Annotated in this window: 21 protein-coding genes; 6 read left to right on the plus strand and 15 right to left on the minus strand. The window is 68.2% G+C overall.

The window, feature by feature from the left end; translation table 11 throughout:
• Window positions 1-706, plus strand: a 706-nt coding sequence (locus tag EBS11_RS10530; protein ID WP_290602591.1) for a FecR domain-containing protein, incomplete at its 5' end; no start/stop codon positions are given.
• A gap of 93 nt (window positions 707-799) precedes the next feature.
• Window positions 800-3169: a TonB-dependent receptor gene (locus EBS11_RS10535; RefSeq protein WP_290602594.1), complete on the plus strand. Its 2370-nt coding sequence runs from the start codon at window positions 800-802 to the stop codon at window positions 3167-3169.
• 52 nt (window positions 3170-3221) lie between these two features.
• Here the strand turns inward: EBS11_RS10535 and EBS11_RS10540 are convergent, their stop codons facing one another.
• The 4 genes from EBS11_RS10540 to EBS11_RS10555 all read right to left on the minus strand — a co-directional run bounded on the left by EBS11_RS10540 (window position 3222) and on the right by EBS11_RS10555 (window position 8519).
• On the minus strand, window positions 3222-5639 hold the full coding sequence (locus tag EBS11_RS10540; RefSeq protein ID WP_290602596.1) for a TonB-dependent receptor: 2418 nt from the start codon (window positions 5637-5639) through the stop codon (window positions 3222-3224).
• 62 nt (window positions 5640-5701) lie between these two features.
• Entirely contained in the window at window positions 5702-6688 is a 987-nt protein-coding gene (locus EBS11_RS10545) for a FecR domain-containing protein (RefSeq protein ID WP_290602598.1), read from the minus strand.
• Window positions 6667-7146: a sigma-70 family RNA polymerase sigma factor gene (locus tag EBS11_RS10550; protein ID WP_290602843.1), complete on the minus strand. Its 480-nt coding sequence runs from the start codon at window positions 7144-7146 to the stop codon at window positions 6667-6669. The genes EBS11_RS10545 and EBS11_RS10550 overlap by 22 nt, the downstream gene beginning before the upstream one ends.
• A gap of 182 nt (window positions 7147-7328) precedes the next feature.
• The gene (locus tag EBS11_RS10555) at window positions 7329-8519 is read right to left on the minus strand and encodes a DUF2252 family protein (protein WP_290602600.1); all 1191 of its coding nucleotides are present in this window, start codon (window positions 8517-8519) and stop codon (window positions 7329-7331) included.
• Window positions 8520-8646: 127 nt separating this feature from the next.
• Between EBS11_RS10555 and EBS11_RS10560 the strand changes: the two genes are divergently transcribed.
• Window positions 8647-9633 carry a magnesium and cobalt transport protein CorA gene (locus EBS11_RS10560; protein ID WP_290602602.1) on the plus strand — a complete coding sequence of 329 codons (987 nt, stop codon included), beginning with the start codon at window positions 8647-8649 and terminating at the stop codon, window positions 9631-9633.
• A 207-nt stretch (window positions 9634-9840) separates the two neighbouring features.
• Here the strand turns inward: EBS11_RS10560 and EBS11_RS10565 are convergent, their stop codons facing one another.
• Complete coding sequence (locus tag EBS11_RS10565) at window positions 9841-10533, minus strand: alpha/beta hydrolase (protein WP_290602604.1); 693 nt, start codon at window positions 10531-10533, stop codon at window positions 9841-9843.
• 81 nt (window positions 10534-10614) lie between these two features.
• Window positions 10615-11688, minus strand: a complete 1074-nt coding sequence (locus EBS11_RS10570) for an alpha/beta fold hydrolase (protein ID WP_290602606.1) — start codon at window positions 11686-11688, stop codon at window positions 10615-10617.
• A gap of 131 nt (window positions 11689-11819) precedes the next feature.
• On the opposite strand from EBS11_RS10570, the gene EBS11_RS10575 reads away from it, so the two are divergent.
• Genes EBS11_RS10575 through EBS11_RS10585 form a run of 3 tightly spaced genes read left to right on the plus strand, consistent with a single transcriptional unit; the run spans window position 11820 to window position 14473 of the window.
• Window positions 11820-12473 carry a PAS domain-containing protein gene (locus EBS11_RS10575; protein ID WP_290602608.1) on the plus strand — a complete coding sequence of 218 codons (654 nt, stop codon included), beginning with the start codon at window positions 11820-11822 and terminating at the stop codon, window positions 12471-12473.
• 4 nt (window positions 12474-12477) lie between these two features.
• Window positions 12478-13470, plus strand: coding sequence for an ornithine cyclodeaminase family protein (locus EBS11_RS10580; protein ID WP_290602610.1), 993 nt, complete (start codon window positions 12478-12480; stop codon window positions 13468-13470).
• A 31-nt stretch (window positions 13471-13501) separates the two neighbouring features.
• Entirely contained in the window at window positions 13502-14473 is a 972-nt protein-coding gene (locus EBS11_RS10585; protein ID WP_290602612.1) for a threo-3-hydroxy-L-aspartate ammonia-lyase, read from the plus strand.
• A 10-nt stretch (window positions 14474-14483) separates the two neighbouring features.
• Here the strand turns inward: EBS11_RS10585 and EBS11_RS10590 are convergent, their stop codons facing one another.
• The 9 genes from EBS11_RS10590 to EBS11_RS10630 all read right to left on the minus strand — a co-directional run bounded on the left by EBS11_RS10590 (window position 14484) and on the right by EBS11_RS10630 (window position 26063).
• Window positions 14484-15329, minus strand: a complete 846-nt coding sequence (locus tag EBS11_RS10590; RefSeq protein WP_290602614.1) for a universal stress protein — start codon at window positions 15327-15329, stop codon at window positions 14484-14486.
• A 30-nt stretch (window positions 15330-15359) separates the two neighbouring features.
• Window positions 15360-17150: an alpha/beta fold hydrolase gene (locus EBS11_RS10595; RefSeq protein ID WP_290602619.1), complete on the minus strand. Its 1791-nt coding sequence runs from the start codon at window positions 17148-17150 to the stop codon at window positions 15360-15362.
• Between the two features lie 128 nt (window positions 17151-17278).
• The gene (locus EBS11_RS10600) at window positions 17279-18676 is read right to left on the minus strand and encodes an amino acid permease (protein ID WP_290602625.1); all 1398 of its coding nucleotides are present in this window, start codon (window positions 18674-18676) and stop codon (window positions 17279-17281) included.
• Between the two features lie 222 nt (window positions 18677-18898).
• Window positions 18899-20692 (minus strand): MFS transporter, encoded by a 1794-nt coding sequence (locus EBS11_RS10605; RefSeq protein ID WP_290602627.1) that lies wholly within the window; start codon window positions 20690-20692, stop codon window positions 18899-18901.
• A 38-nt stretch (window positions 20693-20730) separates the two neighbouring features.
• A complete protein-coding gene (locus EBS11_RS10610) occupies window positions 20731-21825 on the minus strand; it encodes an amidohydrolase family protein (RefSeq protein WP_290602630.1) in 1095 nt (364 codons plus the stop codon).
• Window positions 21826-21828: 3 nt separating this feature from the next.
• A complete protein-coding gene (locus EBS11_RS10615; RefSeq protein ID WP_070223655.1) occupies window positions 21829-22596 on the minus strand; it encodes a DeoR family transcriptional regulator in 768 nt (255 codons plus the stop codon).
• 35 nt (window positions 22597-22631) lie between these two features.
• Entirely contained in the window at window positions 22632-23975 is a 1344-nt protein-coding gene (locus EBS11_RS10620) for a D-tagatose-bisphosphate aldolase, class II, non-catalytic subunit (RefSeq protein ID WP_290602636.1), read from the minus strand.
• 5 nt (window positions 23976-23980) lie between these two features.
• Window positions 23981-24928, minus strand: a complete 948-nt coding sequence (locus EBS11_RS10625) for an ROK family protein (protein WP_290602637.1) — start codon at window positions 24926-24928, stop codon at window positions 23981-23983.
• Window positions 24915-26063 (minus strand): SIS domain-containing protein, encoded by a 1149-nt coding sequence (locus tag EBS11_RS10630; protein WP_290602640.1) that lies wholly within the window; start codon window positions 26061-26063, stop codon window positions 24915-24917. The genes EBS11_RS10625 and EBS11_RS10630 overlap by 14 nt, the downstream gene beginning before the upstream one ends.
• Window positions 26064-26312 lie beyond the last annotated feature (249 nt).

The following is a 26312-nucleotide window of genomic DNA, read 5'->3' on the forward strand; positions in this document are numbered from 1 at the left end:
CCTGTGCCTGGCGGGCGCGGCCTTCGGCGGCGCCTGGCTGCTGCGCGGCAGTCCTTTCTTGCCGGACTGGAGCGCCGACCTGCATACGGCCACGGCCACGCGGGGCCGCTTTGCGCTGGCCGATGGCAGCGTGCTGACCCTGGACGCCCGCTCCTCGGCCGACACGGATGTCGGCCATGGACACCGGCAAGCCACCTTGCGCCAGGGCCAGCTGCTGGCGCGCGTGGCGGAGGGGCCTGCTCCTTTCTTGCTGCGCAGCAAGCACGGCACGGTGGCGGCGCAGGGCGGCGCGCTGATGCTGCGGCGCGAAGAACGGGGCACCGTGGCGCTGGCCGTGCACGGCGACGTGGAAGTGCGCCCCGCCGGCAACGGCTTGGCGCGCGTGCTGCGCCAGGGCCAGTCGGCGCATTTCGACGGGGAGCGCCTGCGCATGCTGCCGGAGCTGGCGGCAAGCCAGGCGACGGCGTGGGAGCAGGGCATGCTGGTGGCCGTCGACCAGCCGCTGGGCGACCTCGTGGCCGCCTTGCGGCCCTACCGCCGCGGCTACCTCGACATCACGCCGGCCGCCGCCGCGCTGCGCGTGTCCGGCAATTATTCGCTCGACGACAGCGGCGCCACCCTGCTGGCGCTGGCGGAAACCCTGCCGGTCACCTTGCGGCAAGGTCCCGGCGGCTGGTGGTCCGGCATTGATCTGAAACACAGCTGATTTATTTTGCGCCGGCACTGTCACTTTTGGCGCGCCGCGGCTCATACCTGGTGTAGCACCACTTTTCCTTCACCACCAAGATAGAGTCCCAGCATGCCACCATTGTCGATGCGCCAGATTCCCCTGGCTGTACTGTTCCTTTCCTGCGCCGCGCCCGCCGTCCTGGCGCAGACGCCCTCCGTGCAAACCGCGCCTGCCACCATGCGCTACGACGTGCCCGTTCAGCCGTTGAACGCGAGCCTGATTGCGATTGCCAGCCGTGGCGGCGTGCGCATATCCATCGATGCGGAACTGGCGCGCGGCGTCAGCGCCGCCCCCGTACAGGGCGATTTCACGGCGGAACAGGCGCTGCGCCGCGCCTTGCAGGGCACGCAGCTGGCCTTGCTGAAGACGGACAGCGGCGTGTATACCGTGCAACGCGCAGTGCAGGCGGCTTCCCCGCCCGAGGCCACCATGCCGGAAGTGCTGATCACCACCAATTACCTGGGCCAGGTGACGGAAGACACGGGGTCCTACACGACGGGCGCCGTCAGCACGGCCAACCGCCTGGTGCTGTCGCCGCGCGAAACGCCGCATGCGATCAGCGTCGTCACGCGCCAGCAGATGGACGATTTCGGCCTGGTGCAGCTGAGCGAAGTGCTGAACCATACGCCGGGCGTGTACGTGCAGCACATCGACAGCGAACGCACGATCTATTATGCGCGCGGCTTTTCGCTCGACAATTTCAGCTATGACAGCTTGCCGTGGACGCGCGACGCGTCCCTGAACCTGGGCGAATCGCTGGCCAATATGGACCTGTACGACCGGGTCGAAGTGCTGAAGGGCGCGAACGCGCTGATGAGCGGCGCCGGCACGCCGGGCGCCACCGTCAACCTGATCCGCAAGAAACCCACGCGCGAACTGCGCGCGCTGGCCGACCTGTCGGCGGGATCGTGGAGCAATTACCGCGGCATGGTCGACGTGGGCGGCCCCTTGAACGACAGCGGCAGCGTGCGCGCGCGCGCCGTGGCTTCGTACCAGGACAAGCACTCGTTCGTCGACCGCTACCAGCGTCGTTCGGAACTCGCGTACGGCACCGTGGAAGCGGATCTGTCGCCGCGCACCCTGCTGACCGTGGGCGCCGACTACCAGCACACGGTGCCGCGCAACAGCGACTGGGGCGGCGCGCCCCTGTTCGACGCGGACGGCAAGCGTTTCACCATGCCCCGTTCGTTCAACGGCGCGCCCACCTGGAGCACGCAGCAGACGGAAGCCAAGTCCGTCTTCGCCTCGCTCGAGCACAGTTTCGACAACGGCTGGCTGGCCAATCTGCGCCTGATCCACCAGGCCAACGCCCTGTACGCGCCCGTCGCCTACCTCGACAGCTTCCCGAAGGCCGATGGCAGCGGCACCGCCGTCACGGCGCGCCAGTACAACAGCGACGCCACCAGCAATGGCCTGGACGTGTATGCGAAAGGGCCGTTCACCTTGCTGGGCCGCACGCATGAACTGGTGGTGGGCGCGAACGCCTACCGCAAGCAGTCGGACGACGTCTTCAGCCCGTATTCCTTCATCACGGTCGATAATATCTATACCTACCGGGGCGAGGTGCCGGAGCCGCAGTGGGTGCTGGACACGGCGCGCGAAGTCATCCGCCAGAAGGCCGTGTATGCGACGGGCCGCTTCTCGCTGCCGCAAGGCGTGCACGTGATCCTCGGCGGGCGTCTGTCCTCGTACGAGAACCCCACGGCCGACATCGACGAATCGTCGATCTTCACGCCGTACGCGGGCCTGACGTGGGATTTCGCGCCCGACCTGACGGCGTTTGCCAGCTACAGCGACATCTTCAGCCCGCAAAACTGCCGTGACGTGAACAACCGGACGCTGGACCCCGTGCTGGGCAAGAATATCGAGGCGGGCGTGAAGGGCGTGTTCCTGAACGGCCGCCTGAATGCCAGCGCGGCCGCCTTCGAGGTGCGTCAGGATAACTATGCCGAATCGGTCGACGAGGTCAACAGGGTGACGGGCATGGATGCCTACCGCGCCATCGACGGCGTGCGCTCGCGCGGCGTGGAGCTGGAAGTGTCGGGCCAGCTGATGCCGGGCTGGCAGCTGCAGGCCGGCTACACGCACAAGGTGGCGCGCGACGCCAGCGGCAAGGTCAATACCCTGGCGCCGGAAGACCAGCTGAGCCTGTACAGCACGTGGCAGCCCATGCCGCGCCTGATGGTGGGCGCCGGCGCCCGCTGGCAATCGCGCACCTGGCAGCAAACCCGGGCCGTGCGCGGCGGCCTGACCACCGTGCACCAGGGTTCCTACGCCGTGGTCGACGCCATGGCGCGCTACCAGATCTCCGACCGCCTGGCCTTGTCCCTCAACTTCAACAACCTGACGGACCGCAGCTATTACGGCATCAGCACGGGCCGCCGCGTCAGCTACGGCGACCCGCGCAATGCGATGCTGAGTTTGAACTACCGCTACTGATTGATCCTGATGTCGCGCAAACCGGGCGCTGGACACCCGGTTTGCATGGCCGTCAGAAGCGGTACGTCAAGGTTCCCCGCACGCTGCGCGGCATGCCGTACGTGCCTTGTGCGTAGGTATTGATGTTGATGTACTTCCTGTCCAGCGCGTTTTCCACGTTGAACTGGGCCAGCAGCTGGCGCGACAGCTGCCAGGTGGCCATCAGGCTCACCGTGGCGTAGGCTGGCTGCGTCACGCGCTCCGTGCCGCGCGGGCCTTCGCCGTCATAATAGAACTTGCTTTGCCAGTTGACGCCGCCGCCCACGGTGATGTCCTGGCGCGCTTTCCACGTGGTGAACAGGCGCGCCGTCGAGCGGGGCGACAGGGTGTTGATGTCCTGCTGCTCGCGGTCTTTGGCGCGGAAGTGGCTGGCGCTGGCCGTCACGTTCCAGCCCGGCGCCAGGCGGCCCGACAGTTCCCCCTCGATGCCGCGGCTGGTGGCGCCGCGCGCCGCATAGTACGCTTGCGTGGTGGTGCCGGGAATGTTGTGGGCGCCGTCCGGCTGGGCCAGCTTGTCCTGCTGGATCGAGAAGATGCCGACGGCGCCGTTCAATTGTCCGCCTGGCAACTCACCTTTCAAGCCGATTTCCATGCTTTTCCCCGTCAGCGGGTCCAGCCAGGCGCCCGTGCGGTCCTGGTTTTCCTGCGGGCGGAAGATGTCCGTGTAACTGGCATACGCCGAATACGTGTCGTTTAGGTCCACCACCACGCCCGCGTAGGGTACGAACTTGCTCTTGGCAAAGGTGAAGCGGGCGCTGCCGTCATAGCCGATGCGGTCCTTGTCCCAGCGGCTCAGGCGCCCGCCGAGTATCAGCTTGGTGCTGTCGGCCAGGTTCAGGCGCGCCGCGCCGTAGGCGCCATATTGCTTGGTCGTGTATCGTTCCGACAGCACGGGTTCGCCCCAGGCCGGCTGCGGGTAGCTGCCATCCCAGGCGAGGAAGTTGCCGATCGGTTCAGGGTCGAGCGCTTCCTTGACCTTGAATTCGGCGTGCTGCACCGTGTAGCTGGCGCCGACGATGACTTCATGCTGGCGTCCGCCCAGGCTGAACGGTCCCGAGATTTTCATATCCGCGCTGCTCTGGTCGCGCGCGCCGATGTAGCGGTTCGGGTAGCCCAGCATGCCCAGGCCCGTGACCTTGTCCGGCCATTCGGCCAGGAACACCAGCGGCGTGTCTTCCGTGTGCCGGCTGTACATGGCTTGCGCCTGCGCCTTCCAGCCCTGGCCCAGCGCGTGTTCCACGGTGGCGTGCACGTTGGTCTGCTGCGTGGCCCAGGCGGCCCAGCGGGGCGCCGTCGTGACGGAACGGTCGAAATCCGTGCGCGTGCCGTCGCTGTACCACAGGGGGAAGCCGCCCCAGTTGCTGCCTTTCGGGTCGTTCTTCTGGTAGCTGGCGCCCAGCGTGGCCACGGTGCCGGGCGCCAGGTCCGCCTCGACGGTGGCGTAGACGAGCTGGCGCTGGTTCGCATAGCCATTGGTAAACGACTTGCGGTCCTGCCAGGCGCCCGCCACGCGGCCGCGCACGGAGCCGTCCTCGTTCAGCGGGGCGGCCAGGTCGGCCGTGCCCCGGTAGTCGCTCCACGAGCCCGCCGCCAGCGACAGCTGGCCCTCGAATTGTCTGGCGCTGGCCCGCTTGCGCACCAGGTTGATCGAGGCGGACGGGTAGCCTGCGCCCGTCAGCAAGCCCGTGGCGCCCCGCGTCACTTCCACCCTGTCGTAGAGCAGCGAATCCATTTCCGATTCGCCGCCCGAATACTGCACCTTGTAGGTGGTGGGCACGCCGTCGTACTGGAAATTGTCGACGTCGAAGCCGCGCGCGGAAAACGTGCTGCGTTCCGTGTCGAACTGGTTGACGGCGATGCCGGGCGTGTTGCGCAGCACGTCGCGCACCGTCAGCAAGTCCTGGTCGTCCATGCGCTGGCGCGTGATGACGCTGACCGATTGCGGCGTCTCGCGCAGGGCCAGCAGCAGGCCCGTGGCGCTGGCCGTGGCCGGCGTCGTGTACGAGCCCGTGCCGTCCGTGGCGGGGCTGCGCTCCGCCGTGGCGCGCACGGCGATGCCGGGCAGGGTGGCCGCGTCGGCGGCGGACGGCAGCTTGCGCACGGCGTAGTGGCCGCCGCCCTGGTCGATGGCGACGAGGCCGCTGCCATCGAGCAGGCGGGCAAAGCCGTCGGCCACCTGGTAGCTGCCGTTCAAGCCGCGGCTGTGCAAGTTCGCGTACAGGCTGGCGGCGCCGGAAATGCTGACGCCCGCCTCGGCTGCAAACGCGGACAGGGCCGTGCTGAGGGGGCCGGGCGCCACCTGGTAGTGGCGCGCGGGCGCTTCCTGGTGCTGCTGGGCGAATGCGGGCGCGGCCAGGGCCAGGCTGCCCAGCAGGGCCAGGGTCATGCGGGTGTTGCGGTAATGCTTCATTGCGTGTTTCCCTTCGTTCATGTGTTGGTCCTGTGTGGATTGACGGGGCACATGCGGGAAAGGGACATTCTTTTCAGAAATTCTTATGCCGCTTCGACGGCAATCCACCAGCGGCTGTGGCGCCGCACGCGGATGGGCAGCGACGCTTGCAGCAGGTCCAGCAGCGCATCCGTGTCGCGCAGCTGGTACACGCCCGACACGCCCAGCCGCGCGACGGCCGGATCGCAGCGCACGACGCCGTGGCGGTAGCGGGCCAGCTGCGCCAGCACGTCGGCCAGCGGCGTGGCGTCCGCGTACAGCAAGCCCTTGAGCCAGGCCGCTGCGTGCGGCGCCAGCGGCTGCGGCGCGCCGGTGCCCGTGCCGTCGAAGCTGGCCTGCCAGCCCGCCTGCAGGATGACGGGGTGGCCGTCGGCGGGCCGCACTTCCACGGCGCCCTGCGCCACGGCCACGTGGGTGCGCGCGTCCAGCAAGCTGTCCTCCTGGCGCACCGTGAAGCGCGTGCCGAGGGCGCGGATGCTGCCATTGCTGGTGCGCACGACGAAGGGGCGCTGGCGCGCATCGGGGCGGGTCGCCACGTGGATCTCGCCGGCGCGCAGCCGGACCAGGCGCAGCGCGTCGCTGAAAACGATATCGGCGGCGCTGGCCGTGTTCAGGCTGAGTTCGCTGCCATCGGCCAGGGCGAGGTGGCGGATTTCGCCCCTTGCCGTGCGCACGTCGGCCGTCCACTCCTGCCACGGTGCCGCCCTCAGCATGGCCCAGCCGGCCGGCCCGGCGACGATCAGCAGGGCCAGGGACTTCAGCATGGCGCGGCGCTGGGCGCCGGCCGGACGGTCCAGTACGGGCATGGACAGGCTCGTGGCCAGCGGCGGGGGCAGCATGCCGAAGCTGCGGCAGACGTGCTCGGCGCGCTGCCACGCCGTTTCATGGTGCGGGTGGGCGGCGCGCCAGCGGGCCAGCGCCTGCCGCGCGGCATCGTCGAGTTCGCCGCCTTGCAGGCGCACCATCCAGCGTGCCGCTTCGCGCGCGGCGCGCGCATCGATGGCCGCGTTCATGCCGCCAGCAGTATGCATTGCGTCAGCGCCTGCACCATGTAGCGTTTCACCGTGCGCTCGCTGATGCTCAGGCGCGCGGCGATGGCGGCATAGCCCAGGCCTTCCAGCTGCGACAGCAGAAAGGCCGTGCGCACCTTCGCGCCCAGGCCGTCGAGCATGGCGTCGATGCGGTGCAGGGTTTCCAGGATCAGCAGGCGTTCCTCCGCCGACGGCGCGCTGGGCGGGGGCAGCTGTGCCATGGCGGCCAGCCACGCCTGCTCCAGCGACTGGCGCCGGTAATGGTCGATCAGCAGGCGCCGCGCCACGGTCGTCAGGTAGGCGCGCGGCTCGCGCAGGGTGAAGCGCCGTTCCTCCGGCGCGGCCAGCAGCTTGACGAAGGTATCCTGCGCCAGGTCGGCCGCGTGGTCCGTGCACGACAGCTTGCCGCGCAGCCAGCGCAGCAGCCACGGGTGGTGTTCGCCATACAGCTGGCTCATGGAAAACGGGCCTTCGGGCTCGGCGGCGGGGGCTAGGGCAAACGTCACGGCACACTCCAGGTTGGCGCTGAAGTCCTCCATGCCGCTGGGAGAGGGCGCGTGCAGGTCCTTCTTAAATGCGAATGGTTCTCATTTTACATGGGCATGCCTGAATGTCAATGTGCCGGCGGCCCCGGCTGGTCTCAGCTTCCCTGGCGCCGCTGGGCGTAGCTGCGGCAATGTTCCAGGTAGCCCGTCTCGTGGCTGGCGATGAGCTGCAGCACGCTGTTCCACAGCCAGGGCGGAATCGGGTTGCCATCGTGGCGGTCCGTCTGCAGTTCCTTGATCCAGTGCATGCCCGTGGACCAGTCCATCTGCCGCGCGTGCGCGCAGCCGACGACGTAGGCCAGGTAGCTGGCCGTGCTGGCCGCGTCTTCCACGCTCAGTTCGTCGATTTCCAGCTTCAGGTCTTGCGGCAGCAGTTCGCGCAAGAAGATGCCGCGCCCCAGGAAGCGCTGCGGCATGGTGCGTTCGCCCAGGGCGGGCGACAGGTGGCGCGCGCCGGCCACCACGCGCTTGGCGTTGTCGCGCGGCATGCTGGCATGCGCATAGCGCACGGAGGTCGCTTGCACGGCTTCCTTGATATCGATCAGGCAGTATTCGCCGTCGCCCAGTCCCAGCAGCACGGCATAGCGCAGCAGGCCCAGCGAACTGCAGCCCTTGACCCAGTAGGCCGCGTCGATGACTTCCAGTTTCACCTTCTTGCTGCGCGACTTCAGGCGCGTCACGAGGGCGCGCAGGTCGGACGAGGCGCACAGGGCGGCGATGGCTTTCTTTTCTTCCCTGGAAATGGGCCAGAAGTTGCGCCCCATGGGAATGATGGGCCGGGTTTCCAGGAAGCGCTCCTCGGCCAGCTCCTTCCACGAGCGCTGCACGGCGCCGCGCAAGGCCGAGCGCACGACGGCGGGGCGGGGCAGGGCCAGCTGCAATTCGCCGGGCAGGAAGGCAAAGGCATAGCCGTCGAGCAAGTGACGCAGCATGCTGGCCGTCACCACGCCGGGCAGGGACGAGCCGCGCGCGGCCGTCGCCAGGGACAGGGCCAGGCGCACCAGGTCGTGCGCGGGATTGCCGATCACGCTCTGGTCGAAGTCGCGGATCTGCATTTCCACGCTGCCGTCGGCACCGGCCAGCGGACCCAGGTTGCCCACGTGGCAGTCGCCGCAGATCCAGATGGGCGGGCCTTCGGGCAGGCTGTGGCCCGGCTGCGCCTGCAGCCAGTCATAGTATTGCGCCGTATTGCCGCGCACATAGGCATGGGGCGAGCGGGCCATTTTTTCATCGCGGCGGTCCAGCAGCAGCTGGCGGCGTTGATCGGGGGCGGGCAGTCTGGGCAAGGTGCGGTCCTTTTGCTAAGTTTCCTCCATACTATGCCTGTATGCATTATTTTGCCGTGCAATGCTTAACAGAGCGACAACTTCGTCTGGAATAAGCTGTCACTATTATTTATTTTTGGAAATCAACATGGATTTGAGCCAGCACGCCGCCGTCGTCAATTGCGAAGCCTACCGCGATGGCCGCAAGATCGCCCACTTCGACATCGACAAGGTGGGCGACTTCCTCGACGACCCCGCCTGCTTCGTGTGGATCGGCCTGGCCGGCCCGGACACGGCCGCCATGCAGGCGCTGCAGTCGGCCTTCGGCCTGCACGAGCTGGCCGTCGAGGATGCGGAAGGGGCGCACGAGCGGCCCAAGCTGGAGGAATACGGCGACACCCTGTTCATGGTGCTGCACACGGCCAGCCTGGACGGCGACGCCATCGTCTACGGCGAAACCCACGTCTTTCTCGGCTGCCGCTTCATCATCACCGTGCGCCATGGCCCCTCGGCCGGCTATGCGAAGTTGCGCGAGCGCAAGGAAAGCGTGCCGGACAAGCTGGCCAGCGGCCCCGGCTACGTGCTGTATTCCATCATCGACTTCATCGTCGACCAGTACCAGCCCTGCATCGACCACTTGCAGGCCAAATTCCAGCAATATGAAACGCAGCTGTTCAAGCCCAGCCTGTCCGAAGACAAGCTGCAGGATTTCTACCAGCTCAAGACGGAGCTGCTCAAGCTGGACGCGGCCGTCAACCCGCTGCATGAAATCTGCACCCAGCTGATCCGTTTCCATGGCGATATCGTGCCCAAGGAAAACCGCATCTATTACCGCGACATCCTCGACCACGTGAAGCGCGTCACGCACACGGCGGGGCAGATGCGCGAAATGGTCAATTCCGCCATGCAGGTGGCGCTGGGGCAGATCTCGATCCGCCAGAATGAAGTGGTCAAGCGCCTGGCCGGCTGGGGCGCCATCCTGGCCGTGCCCACCATGGTCTTCAGCCTGTACGGCATGAATTTCGAATTCATGCCGGAGCTGAAGTGGCGCGGCAGTTATCCGGCCGTCATCGCCGGCATCTTCGTCGGCTGCTACCTGCTGCACCGGCGCCTGAAGCGCGACGGCTGGCTGTAGGGCGGCACGCAAATATTGGAGAGTTTTGCCGCCCGATTTGCTGCTACGATGAAGTTGTCCCAGTGAAGGCGGTCGATGGCAACGCGTTGAAACCTCCTTGGCGTGGGCGCCGTGCCCGGCTGCCGCTGCGACCCCAGAGCGTGCGGCCAGGGTACAGGGCGCGTCCGACGCCACAAGGCTCCTGCGAACCAGGAGCCTTTTTTTTGCCTATGCCACCGCCGCAGCCGCTTCGAGGATCAGCGCCGCCACTTCCACGGGGCGCGAGGCCAGCGAGGCATGGCTGGCGTTGAGCGTGATGACTTTTCTTGCCTGCAGGCGGGCCGCCATGCGCTCCTGGTTGACGGGGGAGATCATGCGGTCGGCGCTGGAAATCTGGTACCAGCTGGGCTTGTGGCGCCAGGCCGGGTCGCTGACGGTGTCGCCGAAGGTACTGGCCAGCGGCGCCTTCTGCACCACGCCCAGCACGGCTCCTTCCTCCGCATCGAGGTCCTGGCAAAAGCTGTCGTGGTATTGCTCGGGCTTGACCCACAGATAGCCGTCGCTGTCGCCTTCCAGGCTGGCCGCGCCCAGGGGCGGGTGTTCCTGCGTGATGCTGCCCGCGCTTTCGCCCGTGTCGGGGGCGAAGGCGGCGATGTACACGAGGCCCCGCACATTGGGGGCGTTGCCCGCCACGCTGATGACGGCGCCGCCGTAGGAGTGTCCTGCCAGCAACACCGGGCCATCGACCTGGGCCACCATCTTGCGCGTGCGCTCGGCATCGTCGGCCAGCGACGTGAGGGGCAGTTCGACGGCGCGGATGGCCGTGTGGCCCTGGCGCCGCAATTCGATGATGACGCGGCTCCAGTGGGCGGCGCCGCCCCAGAAACCGTGGACGAGGACGATGGTGGCTTGCTTGCTCATGCGGGTACTCCTTGTGGCGAAGGGAAACGGCAAGGGCCGCGCGGTCACGGGCTGCTGGCTGCGCGGCGGGAAGCTGCATGCTCATTGTAGACCTTCCCAGCGCATGGCCTCGATGGCGTTCACCACGGCCGTTTCGTGTTCGATGAAGAAATCGCTGTGAAAGCCGTTGCGGATGAGCAGATGGGTACAGCCGGGCAGGGCGGCGGCCAGAAGGTCGCCATCGGCCAGGCGCAGCGGCCGGAAAGCGTCGAAAAACGCCGTGCCGGCGGCCAGGACCGCCGGGTCGCTCTGCGGCGACAGCCATGGCAGCAGGTTGCGCAAGGTGCCGGGATCGACGGTGATGACCAGCGCCGGCGCGCGCACGCGGCGGTAGTCGGGCGAAAAATTGTGCGCGGCCAGGTCCATGGCCCGGGCGATGGCGGGCGCGGTATTGGGCCGCACGGCGCCGCCGGGCAGCACTTCCAGGCTGTCGCGCCAGTTCGCCTCCAGCGCCGGCCACCATCGCTTGTTGACCCGCCGGGCATAGGCGATCGAGGCCTCCATCGACGCCAGATCGGCCGGCCCGGGCGGGGGCGCCTCGAAGGGCAGGGGTTCCGACTCGCCGTCATCGCCGCCGCTGGCCAGGTAGTCGAAGGTCGTGTCCAGGTACACGAGTCCCCGCACGCGCCGCGGGTGGCTGCCGGCGAACAGGGTCAGCTCGTTGCCGGCGACGGAGTGGCCGCCCAGGATGACGCGCCGGACGCGCAGGGCGTCGAGCACGGCCAGCAGGTCGGCCACCAGGGTGGCGGGCGCGTACGTGCCATCGCTGGCGGCATCGGCCGGCAGGGGCTTGCCGGAAGAGCCGTAGCCGCGCCGCGTAATGGCCAGCACGCGGTGGCGGCGCGCCAGCGCGGGCGCCAGGCTGTCGAAGCCATAGGCGTTGCCGCCCAGGCCGGCCAGCAGCACGATCACGTCGGCGTCGCCGCCGCTGCCCGGCGCCGCGGACCAGTCGCGCACGTGCAGGCTGACGCCGGGGGCGACGCCGATCTGCCGGTCCGTGACGCTGGCGCTGCGCGGCCCGCCGCCGCAGGCGGACAGCGCGGCCAGGGCCGTGATACCCAGCAGCACCTGCCTGCGGGCGTGGCAATGCGGCGCGGGACCGCTGGACTGGTGCATGGCGTGCTCCTCATGGGGTAGGTGACAGCAGCCAGTATCGGCAGCGCGCATGAAGCGCGGCTGAGCGGGGCATGAAGATCGCCTGAAGAAAAGACTTTGACATATTTTCCAGAAGTGGATAATCTGTCTGCATGAAAACACACGATGCCCCTCCCGCTGCCGCGCGCAACGCCGAACACGTCCTGCTGCTCGAGCAGCTCAAGCAGGTGGCCGACGGCCTGGCGCGCACCTTCGCGCCCTTCTGCGAAGTGGTGCTGCACGACCTGCTGGCGCCCGAACACGCCGTGCTGGCCATCCATAACAACCTGTCGGGGCGGGCCGTGGGCCAGCCGGCGACGGAACTGGGCCTGGCGCGCATCCTCGACCCGGATTTCGCCCAGGTCGTGGCGAACTACCCCAACAAGTTTGCCGATGGCCGGCAAGCCAAGAGCACCTCCATCGGCATCAAGGATGGCGAAGGCAAGTACGTCGCGGCCCTGTGCCTGAACGTGGACCTGACCCTGTTCCAGGGTTTTCAGACGGCCATGAACCAGTTCGTGGCCGTCGATGCGGGCGCCGCGCCGCGCGAATCGCTGGACCCGGCCGGCGCCGACGCCATCCGCGCCCGCATCGACCAGTTCGCGGCGCGCCTGGCCGCGTCGCCGCGCACCCTGAAAGCGCCGGCGCGCCGCGCCTTGCTGCAGGAACTGCGCGCGGCCGGCCTGCTCGACGTGCGCCGCGCCATGGAAATCATCGCCGAGCACCTTGGCGTGTCGCGCGCCGCCGTCTACACCTACGCGAGGTAGGCACATGGACACTTCTACCGGCATCGACCCGTCGGCGGCGCGCCTGCTGCTGCTCGACGCGGCCGCCGTCGCCGCCCACCTGCAGGAGGACGCCGTGCTGGCCGCCGTGCACGAAGCCTTCGTGCTGCACAGCCGCCAGCAGGGCCGCGTGTTCCCCGTCATCCGCGAAGCGCTGGCGACGGGCGGCGTGTTCGGCATCAAGGCGGGCGACGTGCCGGCCGAGAATCTGCTGGGCTTCAAGGCGGCCGGCTTCTGGCCCGCCAACCGCGCCGCGGGCGGCGAGCCGCACCAGGCCACCATCATGCTGCTCGACCCGGCCACGGGACGGCCCGTGTGCATCATCGACGGCAATGCCATCACCACGGCGCGCACGGGCGCGGCCGGCGCGCTGGGGCTGCAGCGGCTGGCGCGGCCCGACAGCGCCAGCCTGTGCGTGTTCGGCACGGGCGTGCAGGCCACGGCGCAGACCGGGTATGCGCTGCGCGTGCTGCCGCACCTGCGCCAGCTGCGCTATGTCAGCTCGACCGGCCAGCCGCATGCCCGCTTCGAGGCGGCCTTTGCCGGCCGCATCGCCATCGCCCATGCGCCCGACGCCGATGCGGCCGTCGCCGCCAGCGACGTGGTGATCACGGCCACGCCGGGCCGCGGCCCCCTGTTCAGCGCCGCCGCCGTGCGGCCCGGTACGCACGTCAGCGCCATCGGCGCGGACACGCGCGGCAAGCGCGAGCTGCCCGAGGGCTTGCTGGCGCGGGCGCGCCTGGTGGTCGACGACGTGGCGCAGGCGCGCAGCATCGGCGAGGCGCAATGGGCGCCGGAGATCCCGTGCCAGACCCTGGGCGACCTGCTCGACGGGCGCGCCACCTTGGCGCGGGCCGCCGCCGACGTCACGGTGCTGGACCTGACGGGACTGGCCCTGCAAGACCTGACCGTGGCGCGCCTGGTGTACCGGCAGGCGCTGGCCGCCGGCAGCGGCACCGACATTTCCTGGCCGTGGTAGGGCCGTTCCTCACTTTTGAAAGGCACGCAGCATGCAGAACCTGACACTTCCCACCTACGCCGACGTCGTGGCGGCCGCCGGCCGCATCGCGGGCCACGCCCACAGGACGCCCGTCATCACCTCGCGCACCGTCGACGCGGAATTTGGCGCCCAGGTCTTCTTCAAGTGCGAGAACCTGCAGCGCATGGGCGCCTTCAAGTTCCGCGGCGCCTACAACGCGCTGTCGCAGTTCGACGCGCGGCAGCGGCAGGCGGGCGTGGTGGCTTTCTCGTCGGGCAACCACGCCCAGGCTATCGCGCTGTCGGCGCGGCTGCTGGACATCCCCGCCACCATCATCATGCCGCAGGATGCGCCGGCCGCCAAAATCGCCGCCACGCGGGGCTATGGCGGCAACGTGGTGCTGTACGACCGCTACACGCAGGACCGCGAGCAGATCGGCCGCGAACTGGCCGAGCAGCGGGGCATGACCCTGATTCCGCCCTACGACCATGCGCACGTGATCGCCGGCCAGGGCACGGCCGCCAGGGAACTCTTCGAGGAAGTGGGAGCGCTGGACGCCTTCTTCGTGTGCCTGGGCGGCGGCGGCCTGCTGGCCGGCTCGGCCCTGGCCACGCGCGCGCTGTCGCCCGATTGCAAGCTGTACGGCGTGGAGCCGGAGGCCGGCAACGATGGCCAGCAGTCGTTCCGCTCGGGGCAGATCGTGCACATCGACACCCCCAGGACCATCGCCGACGGCGCGCAGACGCAGCACCTGGGCAGCCTGACGTTCCCCATCATCCGCCGCGACGTGGACGACGTGCTGACGGTCAGCGACGCCCAGCTCGTCGAGCGCATGGCCTTTGCCGCCTCGCGCATGAAGCTGGTGATCGAGCCGACGGGCTGCCTGGGCTTTGCCGCCGCCCTGCAGATGAAGGAGCAGCTGCGCGGCAAGCGCGTGGGCATCTTGATCAGCGGCGGCAACGTGGACATGCCGCGCTTTTGCGAGCTGCTGGGCGGCGCCTGAGGCGCCGCCGTCAGTGCGACACGAGCACGGGCAAGGTCATCTCCTGCAGCACCGTGCGCGTGACGCCGCCCAGCAGCGTTTCGCGCAGGCGCATGTGGCCGTAGCAGCCCATCACCAGCAGGTCGCATTGCCGCTGGGCCGCCATGGCCAGCAAGGCCTGTCCCACATCCTGGCCCGGCGGCGTGTCGTGCTGCAGCACGTCGACATTGACGCCGTGGCGGGCCAGGTACAGGGCCAGGTCGGCGCCCGGCTGTTCGCCGTGCGCGGCCGGCTGCAGGTGCGAATTGACGACGGCCAGCGTCACTTGCCCGGCGCGGCGCAGCAGGGGCAGGGCGTCCGTGATGGCGCGCAGCGCTTCGGCGCTGCCGTTCCAGGCCAGCAGGGGATGCCGGGCCAGGCTGTCCGGCGCCGCGGACGGCACATGCGGCACCATCAGCACGGGACGGCCGCAGTGGAGCATCAGGTATTCGGCCGTGCCGGCGATGACGCGCGAAGGCGTGTCCTGCGCATCCGTCTGGCCCAGGATCAGCAGGTCGCAATAGCGCGCCTGCAGCAGCAGCGCGCCCTGCGCGTCGTCGTCGACGAAGCGCGTCTCGTAGGTGGCCAGGCCCTCTTCGCGGGCGATGCGCTCGAAGGCATGCAGGGCATCGCTGGCCTGGCCGCGCAGCGCCTGCATTTGCGCCGGCGCAAACTGCAGCGCGTTGACGCCGCCGCCATAGGCGTAGCGCGAGATGCCGCTCATGGCCGAACCGATCAGGTGCGCCCCTTCGGCGATGGCCAGGCGCACGGCCAGGCGGATGCGCTGCGCGCAGTGGCGTGAATTGTCCACGTGGACCAGCAGGGTAGTGTAGGGCATGGCGTTCTCCTCGGTTGTCGGTATCGGTGGTCAGGGCTGCAGCACGTAGGTGCCGGGGGCGTCGCCCAGGTCGGGCCCCATGGCCGGCGGCGGCGCCTGCGCGCCGGAGCGCGCCGCCAGCCAGGCTTGCCAGGCGGGCCACCACGACCCCTCGTGGCGCGGCACGTCGCGCTGCCAGCTGTCCGCGTCGATGTAGGCCTCGTCGTGGCGGTGCGTGGCCAGCTGGTAGCTGCGGCGCGCCTGGCCCGGCGGCGAGACGACGCCCGCATTGTGGCCGCCCGAGGTGAGCAAAAAGGTGACGTCGGTATCGGTGAGCAGCTGCAGCTTGTAGACGGAGCGCCACGGCGCCACGTGGTCCGTCACGGTGCCGACGGCGAAGATGGGTGCGTGGATGTCGGGCAGGGCGATGTGGCGGCCCGCCGTGCGGTAGCGGCCTTCGGCCAGGTCGTTGTGCAGGAACAGCCGGCGCAGGTATTCCGAGTGCATGCGGCAGGGCATGCGCGTGGCGTCTGCGTTCCAGGCCATCAGGTCGCTGTCCTGCTCGTCGAGTCCCAGCAGGTAGTGGCGCAGCCGGCGCGACCAGACCAGGTCGTTCGAGCGCAGCAGCTGGAAGGCGCCCGCCATCTGCTTCGTGTCGAGGTAGCCCTGCTTCCACATGGCCGCTTCCAGGAAGCTGACCTGGCTGTCGTCGATGAACAGCGACAGTTCGCCCGGTTCCTTGAAGTCCACCTGCGAGGCCAGCATGGTGAGACTGGCCAGGCGCGCGTCGGCATCGCGCGCCATGCTGGCGGCGGCGATGGCCAGCAGGGTGCCGCCCAGGCAGTAGCCGGCCGCGTGCACCTGCGGCGCGCCCGTGATGCGGACAACGGCGTCGAGCGCATCCATCACGCCCAGCTGGCGGTAGTCTTCCAGCGACAGCTCGCGGTCTTCTTCCAGCGGGTTTTTCCAGGAAATCATGAACACCGTGTGCCCCTGGGCCACCAGGTAGCGCACGAGCGAATTGTGCGGCGACAGGTCGAGGATGTAGAACTTCATGATCCAGGCGGGCACGAACAGCACGGGCGTGGCATGCACGCTGGCGGTGGTTGGCGCGTACTGGAGCAATTCGATCAGGTCATTGCGGTAGACCACCTTGCCCGGCGTGACGGCCACGTTGCCTCCCACGGCATGGGTGCGCTGCCCGGGCGCATGCGCTCCCATGGCGGCGCGCTGCCAGTCCTCGGCCAAGTGGGCCATGCCGCGCGCCAGGTTGGCGCCGCCGCTTGCCAAGGTGGCTTGCTGCACCACGGGATTGGTCAGCATGAAGTTCGATGGCGCCAGCATGTCCAGCCACTGGCGCACGGTGAAGGTGACGACGTCCTCGTGGTGCGGCGAGACGCCGCGCACGCCCGTGGTGGCGCGGTGCCACCACTGCTGCTGCAGCAGGAAGCCCTGGTAGACGAGGTTGTACGGCCAGCGCTGCCAGGCGGGGTCGTCGAAGCGCCGGTCCTGCGGCAGCGGGGCGATGCAGGGCGCCGCGCCGCCGCCGGACAGTGCCGACTGCACAGCATACTGCTGCCAGCGGCCGATCTTCTTCCACGCTTCCTGCAGCAGGGTTTGCTGTTTCGACGGCGCCAGCGCCAGGTGGCTGAGCCAGTCGGCATAGGCATTGCCCAGCGCGGCGGGAGAAATGCCGCCCGTGAACTTGCCCAGCCAGGCGTTCAGCAGCAGGTCCAGGGTGGCGCCTTCGGGCGCGCTTTCGGGATAGTCGGGCGGGGGCGCGCCTTGCCAGGCGCTGCCCTGGCGTTCATGTTCCGTTGTTGCCTGCTGCGTCTTGCTCATGTGGGGCTCCTGCTATTTTTTTACAGGATAGCAAGAGCTTGTTCAAAAAATTATGATCTACATCAAGTTTGGCCGGATGGCTTGCGCCGGCACCGCCCTGTCTGCAGGCGGTGCCGGCGCCGTGGCGCTTATGTCTGCGGATGCAGCAGCGAGCGCCGGCGCGCATAGCCGAAGTAGATGACGAGGCCGATCACCAGCCAGATGGAAAATGCCACCCAGGTGACCCAGCTGAGAAAGCTCATCAGACCCACGCACAGGATCACGGCCAGCGCCGGCACGAAGGGCACGCCGGGGCAGCGGAAGGCGCGCGGCAGGTCGGGACGGCGCTTGCGCAGCACCACCACGGCGACGGAGACCATGGTGAAGGCGGCCAGGGTGCCGATGTTGATCAGCTCGGCGAGGATATTGAGCGGGATCACGGCGGCGATCAGGCCGAACACGATGCCCACCAGCCAGGTGGCGAAGAACGGTGTGTGGAAGCGCGGGTGCACGGTCGACAGGCGCTTGGGCAGCAGGCCGTCGCGCGACATGGCGAAGATGATGCGCGTCTGGCCAAACGCCATCACGAGGATCACGGTGGTCATGCCGAGGATGGCGCCCAGGTCGACGAAGCCGGCGATCCACTTTTCGCCCGCATATTGCAGGGCCAGCGAGACGGGATGGTCGACGCCGAGGAACTTCTGATAGGGCACGATGCCCGTCATGATGGCCGACACCACCACGTACAGCACGGCGCACACGGCCAGCGAGCCGATGATGCCGATCGGCAAGTCGCGCGACGGCTTCTTGACTTCCTCGGCGGCCGAGGTGACGGCGTCGAAGCCGATGAAGGCGAAGAAGACGAGGGCGGCGGCGCTCAGCATGCCGTGATAGCCGAAGGGCATGTAGGGCTGCCAGTTGGCCGGCTGCACGTGGCGCGCGCCGAAGATGATGAACAGCAGCACCACGCCCACCTTGATGGCGACCATGACGTTGTTCAGGCGCGCCGATTCGCGCACGCCCCAGCCCAGCATGGCCGTCAGGGCCAGCATGATGACGAGGGCCGGCAGGTTGATGAAGGTGGTCACGCCGGGCAGGGCGCCCGGGGCGGCGGTGAGCGCGACGGGCAGGGTGATGCCAAAGCCCGACAGCAGCGACTGGAAATAGCCGGACCAGCCGACGGAGACGGCGGCCGCGGCCAGGCCATACTCGAGCAGCAAGTCCCAGCCTATCATCCAGGCGGCCAGCTCGCCCAGCGTCGCATAGCTGTAGGTGTAGATGGAGCCGGCCACCGGCACGGTGGAGGCGAATTCCGCATAGCACAGGGCGGCGAAGCAGCAGGCGACGGCCGCCACGACGAAGGACAGCGACAGGGCGGGGCCGGCCGTCAGCGCGCCCGTGCCGGTGAGCACGAAAATGCCCGTGCCGACGATGGCGCCGATGCCCATGAGGACAAGGTCGAAGGGCCCCAGCACCTTGGCCAATCCTCCCGGCTTCTTGCTGTGGGCAATCATGTCATCCAAATTCTTGGTTCTAAATAAGCTCACTGTCTCTCCTGTGTGTTTTTGTCATGGCGCCATTGCCGCCTCGTGGGTAGCACGACGCAGCCAGATTCTAGCCCAGGCGGCCGCCATTCCAGAAGGAAAACCGTACGGTGCCGTGCGCGCCAGCGACGGGGGCACGGCGGTCCGCCCAAAAAAAAGCCCCGGGATGATGGACCGGGGCTGTAAAGGAGACTGCTTTAATCGAGTAAATAGTTGCCTGTTTGACTATTTCGCAAAATGGGCTTCGATTTCCTCCAGGGTCTTGCCCTTCGTCTCCGGCAGCAGGAAGGCGGCAGCCAGGAAGTACAGCACGGTGCAGCCGGCGCCGAAGAAGAACAGGGTCGAATAGCCGTGCAAGCCCACGGTGGGTAGGAAGATGGCGGCGATCACCGTCGAGACGAACTGGTTGACCAGCAGGGCGATGCTCATGCCGTTCGAACGGATGCGCGTGGGCATCAGCTCGGACAGGGCCAGCCACACGCACACGCCGGGACCGACGGCAAAGCTGGAAACGAAGACGCAGATGGCAATGGCCACCAGCCAGCCATGCGTGGACGAGGGCACGGGACCGAGGCTGGCCTTCTCGATGCGCAGCGGCGCCTCGCGCCCGGCGGCCGGGTCGGCGAACGGGTTCAGGTGCAGCTTGCGGAAGAACACGCCGATCACGCTGTCGGCCTGCACGGCGTCTTCGCGGGCGATCGTCACCTGGCGCAGCACCGGGTCGTCGCTGCGCAGGCTCTTCACGTTGGTGAACGGGCCGTAGGCGTAGGCGATGGTCAGCTGCTGTGGCGTGCCGTCGGCGGCCGCGCCCAGGGCCGCCAGGGTGGCCGCATCGAGGTGCACGGTCAGGCCGTCGGCCTGCACCTGCGCCGCGATGGCGGGGCGCACGTCGGCCAGGTGCGCTTCGGCGCCGCGGAACAGCAGGCCGGCCGCCAGCAGCGAGACGACGATGCCGCCCGTGCCCAGCATCAGCAGGAACTTGCGGCCCTTGCGGTCCACCAGCAGCACGGCCACCACCGTCATCACGGCGTTCAGCACTTTCAGCAGCACGTCGGCCATGTTGGCGGAAGCGCCCGACAGGCCCGCCTGGTTCAGGATATTGACGACATAGGCGAGGATGGAATTGATGCCCGTCGCCTGCGTGCAGGCGAGGATCAAACAGGCCAGCAGGAAGGGCAGCACGTAGCGGCGGCTCAGCAGCGGGTCCTTGGCCTTGGCCGTACCGCTCGTCTTGGCCGCATTTTCGGGGGTATCGAGCATTTCGCGCAGTTCCAGGTCCGCTTCGGCGGGCAGGCGCGTGCGCAGCAGCGACTGGCGCGCCTGCTCGATGCGGCCGCGGCGGGCCAGCCAGCGGGGCGATTCGGCCAGCAGCAGGCTGCCGATGGTAAACACGAGGCCCGGCGTCAGGCAGACCCAGAAGATGCTGCGCCAGGCGTGGTCCTTGGCGGCGAAGATAGCGGCGATGCGGCCCGCTTCCGGCAAGGCTTGCGCCGCCTGCGTGGCCGTTTCCACCGTCTGCGCCTGCAGCAGGCCGATCAGGGCGGCGGCCACCAGGCCGATGGTCAGCAGCAGCTGGAACAGGGCCGCGCCCCGGCCACGCTGCTGCGCGGGCAGGCATTCGGCCAGGTACAGGGGCACGACGACGCCGATCAAGCCGCCGCTGATGCCTTGCAGCAGGCGGCCCAGCAGCAGGGGCAGGTAGCCGTCGGCCAGGGCGATCAGCGGGATGCTGGCGCTGAACAGGGCGCCGGCCAGGAACATCACCCAGCGCCGGCCCAGCAGGTCGGACAGGGCGCCGGCGAACAGCGACGAGAGGACCGAGCCCAGCAGCACGGCGGCGACGATAAAGCTCAGCTGCTGGGCCGTCAGTTTCCAGGCCACGGAGGCCGTCGATTCCAGGTAGGGCAGGGCGCCGGCGATGATGCCGATGTCTATGCCGTAGAGCAATCCCCCCATGCCGGCAATAAATAGCAGGTAGCGCATGGCCCACACGGGGGCCTTGTGTGACGTGTCGTGCATGAAAACTCCGGGACGGGGTTGAGGTGAGGTGAAGTGGTCTAGCGGGTGGAAAGATCGATGGCCGTGCCTTCGACGAAGACGGACACTGGCTGCAGTGCCGAATCGAGGACGACGATGTCGGCCCAGGCGCCCGGTGCCAGGCGGCCCCGTTCGGATTCGCCCAGGTAGTCGGCGGGGTACAGCGAGAGGCGGTTCGAGGCGTCGGCCAGGTCCAGGCCCAGCTCGACGAAATTGCGCAGGGCCTGGTCCATGGTCAGCACGCTGCCGGCCAGCGAGCCCGTGGCCAGGCGTACGCAGCCCAGGCATTTGTAGACGCGCTGCGTGCCCAGGCCGTATTCGCCGTCCGGCATGCCGGTGGCCGAGGTGGCGTCCGTCACGCCGTACAGGCGGGGGATGGCGCGCAGGGCCGCGCGCAGGGCGCCCTTGGCCACGTGCTGCAGGTCGGGGATGATTTCCGCGTACTCGGCGTGCGCCAGCGCGGCGCCCACCATGCCCGGGTCGTAGTGGGTCATGCCCGTCATGCCGTTGTACAGGTGGGTAAAGCCGGAGACGCCGGCCTTGAGTGCCGCCACGCCGTCGTCGAACGTGCCGGCGCTGTGGCCGATCTGCACGCGGATGCCCATCGCCGCCAGCTGCGGGATCAGTTCCAGGTGGCCGGGGATTTCCGGCGCCATGGTCAGCACCTTGATGGGGGCGATGGCGTGGAAGCGCTGCACCAGCGCCAGGCTGGCCTGCACCACGTCGGGCGGCTGCGCGCCCAGGCGGTGCAGATTCAGAAACGGGCCTTCCAGGTGCACGCCCAGCATGCGCGCGCCGTTGGCGGGGCGCCCGGCGATGACGCCGGCCAGGCCTTGCAGGGCGCGCAGGATCGACGGCTCCTTCGCCGTCAGGGTGGTGCCCAGCAGGGCCGTGGTGCCGTGACGCGCATGCACCTGCGCCACGGTGGCGCCCGCGTTGCCGCCTTCCATGATGTCGACGCCGGCCGCGCCATGCACGTGCAGGTCGATGAAGCCGGGCAGGATGGTCAGCGCGCTGTCGGCGGCAGGGTCTTCTTGTATCTGGACGATACGCTGGTCAAAGGTGATGGTGCCCGTGATCCAGCCAGATGGGGTAAGGATTCTGCCGCTCAGCATGTATTATTCCGCTATAAAAAGTTCGATGCCCAGCTTGTGCAGCCCTTCGCGGTACTCCTGGCTGATGCTGGCATCGGTGATGACGGTATCGACGCGGTCCAGCTGCACGATGCGGTGCAGGCTGACGCGGCCGAACTTCGAGGCGTCCGTGAGGACGATGATTTTCTTCGCCCGTTCCACCATCTTGTGGTTCAGGCTCGCTTCCGCTTCGTGGTGGGTGGTCACGCCGAACTGCAGGTCGAAGCCGTCCACGCCCAGGAACAGCTTGTCGAAGCTGTAGGCTTGCAAACAGGTCTCGGCCTGGCTGCCCTGGATGGACAGCGACTGCTTGCGCAGCAGGCCGCCCGTGAGGATCAGGTCCACGCCCGGCGCGTCGGCCAGTTCCCACGCGATGTTCAGGCCATTCGTCGCCACCGTCACGCCCGTGGCGTCGCGCAGATGGCGCGCCAGCGAGATGGTGGTGGTGCCCGAGTCGATGATGATGTTGTCGCCCGGTTCCACCAGCCGCGCCGCATAGGCGCCGATGCGCTCCTTCTGCTCGTGGTTGATGGCATCCTTCTGGCGTATCGTGTGCTCGGGCGGCGGCGTGCGCGTCAGGGTCGCGCCGCCGTGGCTGCGCGTGGCCATGCCCTGCGCTTCCAGCGCATTCAAGTCGCTGCGGATGGTGACCGCGGACACGCCGAGTTTTTCCACCAGATCGGTCACTTGCACCGAGCCCTGCTGGGCAAGCATTTGGAGGATGGATTCACGGCGTTGGCTGGTATTTCGCATGGTGGCGGGCTCGGTAAAAAGTGAAAATACCGAGCTTAACAGATTGCCGCTTCGGCAATGGCGGGGACTGCCGCATTGCGGTTGCAGGCACGCGCATATTGCGCCAGCAGGCTGCCGATCTTGTGCTCGATCAAGGCCGGCGCCTTGGCTGCCAGGCTGCCCTGCACGACGGCCAGGTACTGTTCCGGCAAGTGCTGGCTCAGGAGCGGTAGGGGAATGTCCACGCTCTCCAGATTGGCCAGCAGCCTGGCGACGGCAGCCGCCACTTCCAGCTCGCCCCAGTAGTAGCGGCAACGGTCGCTCAAGCCGTAGCGGCGCATCAATCGCTGCTCTTCCGGCGTGCCCAGGTAATGCTTGATCCAGTTCTTCGGCTTGGCCACCATGACGTCGTCGAGCACCTGCATCAGCTGCGAGGTGGCGGGCGCCGGCAGCAGTTCTTCCTCGATCTGGCACAGGGCGAACAGCGCTTCGCGCAGGGCGAAGGTGGCGGCCGGGCCCACTTTCAGGATGGCGAAATGGTCGCGCACCATGGCGTGCAGGGCGGACTCGCGCTGGTAGTCGGTGGAATGGGCTTCGAACACGAGGCCGGGCTGCTCGGCGACAAAGGCCGACAGCTCGGCGGCGGCATCGGCGTCGTAATGCTGGATGCTGCGCTGGTCGAAATCGACGCCCGGCTGCACCACCATGGCGATGACGCGGCGCCAGGCGCCATGCAGGCCGTTGTCGAGGAAGGCGCGGCAATGCACGTCGAGCGTGCGGCGCGCCGCCTGCGGGCTGGTGACGGCGCCGGCCTGCGCCAGCGACGCTTCGCCGCCCGGAATCGGCACTTCCGTGCCGATCACGTAGACGGGCGGGGCGAAGCCGGCGGCGGCGGCGGCCTGCTCGGCCACCTTGCACAGGCGCGCCGAGCGGGCCGCCACGGTTTCATCGTCCAGCTGCAAGGGATCATCAACGCAGCGCATGCTGCAATCGAGGTGAATCTTGTGGAAGCCGGCCGACGCATACGCGGCGATCAGGGTCTCGGCGTGGTCCATGGCGGTGGCCGCGTCCAGGTGCTGCCAGGCGTTCGGACCGAGGTGGTCGCCGCCCAGCACCAGGCGGGCGGCAGGGAAACCCTCTTCCCGCGCCATTGCCAGCATGGCGTCGCGGAAGGCGGCTGGCGTCATGCCCGTGTAGCCGCCGAACTGGTCGACCTGGTTCGACGTCGCCTCGACCAGCAGCACCGTGTCGTAGTCCAGCGCCACGCGCATGGCGGCGCGCAGCACGCTCGGGTGGCTGCAGCAGACGGCGTACAGGCCCACGCGCTCGCCGCGGCGGTGCGCCTTGATCACTTGCTGGATGGGCGAAAGCGTAAAGGTCGGGGTTTCCACTGGATTCATCGTTCTCAAGCCTTTGTATGTTGTCGTATCAATAGGGCCGCGCCGCGCGCGCCGCCGGCGTCGCCAAAGCGGGGCGGCAGGATGGGCGGCACGTGCACGCCGGGGAACAAATGGCGTTTCACGGCGGCCGGCAGCCTGTCGTACAGGTGCGGCAGCTTGGACAGGCCGCCGCCGAGCACGATGACGTGCGGGTCGTAGGCCAGCACCAGGCCGGCCAGCGCGTGGCCGAGCAGGTCGAGGTGCACGGCCACCGTGCGTTCGGCCACGGCGTCGCCCATGTTGGCGCGGGCGACGATGGCCAATGGTTCGGCGCCATCGCCGCCGAAATGCGCATGCAGCTTGCGCATGGCGGGGCCGGAGACATAGCGTTCCAGGCAGCCCGCCTTGCCGCAGGGGCAGGCATATTCCGCCAGGCCGTGCTGCGCCAGCAGGGTGGCGGGCAGGCTCCAGTGGCCCCACTCGCCGGCCACGCCATTGAAGCCGCGCAGCAGCTGGCCGCCCACGCAATAGCCGCCGCCGGCGCCCGTGCCGAGGATGGCGCCGAACATGCTGGCCGCATGGTCGGCCGCGCCGCCCTGCGCTTCCGACAGGGCGAAGCACTGGCAGTCGTTGCCGATGGCGACGGGGCGCTGCAAGGCCTGCTGCAGCGTCTGCGCCACGAGGCGGCCGTTCAGGGCCGGCACGTTGGAACTGAGCTGGCGGCCGCTGGCGCTGTCGATCACGCCGGGCAGGCCGATGCCGACGGGCGCCGCCATGCCGAGCGCGGCGTCGCCGCGCGCCACCAGGCCGGTGATGGCTTGCACGAAGGCGGCAAAATCGTCGCCCGGCGTGGCGACGCGCTCGCGGAAGACTTCCTCCAGCGCGCCATCGCGGTCGGCAAACGCCACCAGCTCCATCTTGCTGCCGCCGATGTCGATGCCGTGAAAGCCTGGCAGTTGATTAGAATTGGTCATGGCCATAGATGGTGACGCCCTGCACGACACGGTTGACGATGCCGCCGGCGAATGGATTGTCGGGGCGCAGTTGCAGCAGCGCGGACTGGTGCAGCGCAAATTGCTGCGCCATCAGCAGCCATAAAGGCGCCAGCCAGGCGTCGGGCCAGGCCGGCGCGTCGGCCGCCAGGTTGGCAGACAAGTCGCCGCCGATGCCCACCGTCAGGCAGCGCTGCGCCACGCTGTCGCGCTGCAGTTCCTGCAGTAAATCGTCTTCGTACTGGCGCGCCAGCGGCTTGCTGCTGCGCAGCAGGATCACCAGCGACTCCGTCGTGACGGCCGATTTCGGGCCGTGGCGGAAGCCCAGCGGCGTATTTGCCATGGCCATCACGCGCCCGCCCGTCAATTCCAGGATTTTCAGGGCAGCTTCCTTGGCCAGCGCCTCCAGCGGGCCGCTGCCCAGGTAGACGACGCGCTGCACGGGGGTTGATCCCAGGTCCGCCACGGGGGCCGACCAGTCGCGCAAGGCCTGTTCGCCCAGCTGCGCCAGGGTGCCCAGGCGGGCGAGGTCCGAGTCCTTGCCCAGCACGGCCAGCGCCGCCAGCAGCATGCTGGTAAAGCTGCTGGTCATGGCGAAGCCGCGGTCGCAGCTACCGGCCGGCATCAGCAGGTTATAGGTGTTGCTGTCGTTGGCGCCCTGGCGCGCCAGCTTGCCGTCCGCATTGCAGGTGATGTTCAAAAAGCGCGCGCCGGGCACGACCTGGCGCAGCAGTTCCACGGCGGCCAGGCTTTCCGGGCTGTCGCCGCTGCGGGCAAACGAGACGAGCAGGGTGGGCGCCTCCGCTTCCAGATACAGCTCATGGTGGGTCAGCAGGGTGGTGGTGGCGAGGGCGCGGATCTGCGCGGGCCAGGCTGCATTCAGGGTATCGGCGACGATTTCGCCGACATAGGCCGAACTGCCGGCGCCCGTCAGGATGACGCGCTGCGCCGGGTTGGACAGGGCCTCGCCCAGGAAGGCGGCCAGGGCGGCCTGCTCGTCGCGCAAAATGGCGGCCAGCGCGCGCCAGATGGCGGGCTGGTGGGCGATTTCCTCGGCCGTGTACAGGCCGCCGATGTCGCGCCAGGATTGTGTGTCACGCTGCAGAAGGGTAGTCATGTGAGGTCAGTAAAGTGTTTGTTGTGAGAAAGCATAAATACTAAATTTCGAAAAGTCAAATACGAAAGTAAAACGAAAGTAAATTGTTGCGTGACTTGCGAAATAATGTCGTTTTATGGGCGCTGAAGTGTGCTGCAGTGCCGCATAAGTGCCATGTGGAACCCGCTGTCGCTGCGGTCTGTCGCTGAAATGCCACGATAACGAAAGTATTTTTTGTGACATTTTGGTGAAACGTAAGATAAATGCGCC

It is taken from the genome of Janthinobacterium sp., assembly GCF_009923995.1.
GTDB lineage: Bacteria > Pseudomonadota > Gammaproteobacteria > Burkholderiales > Burkholderiaceae_D > Janthinobacterium.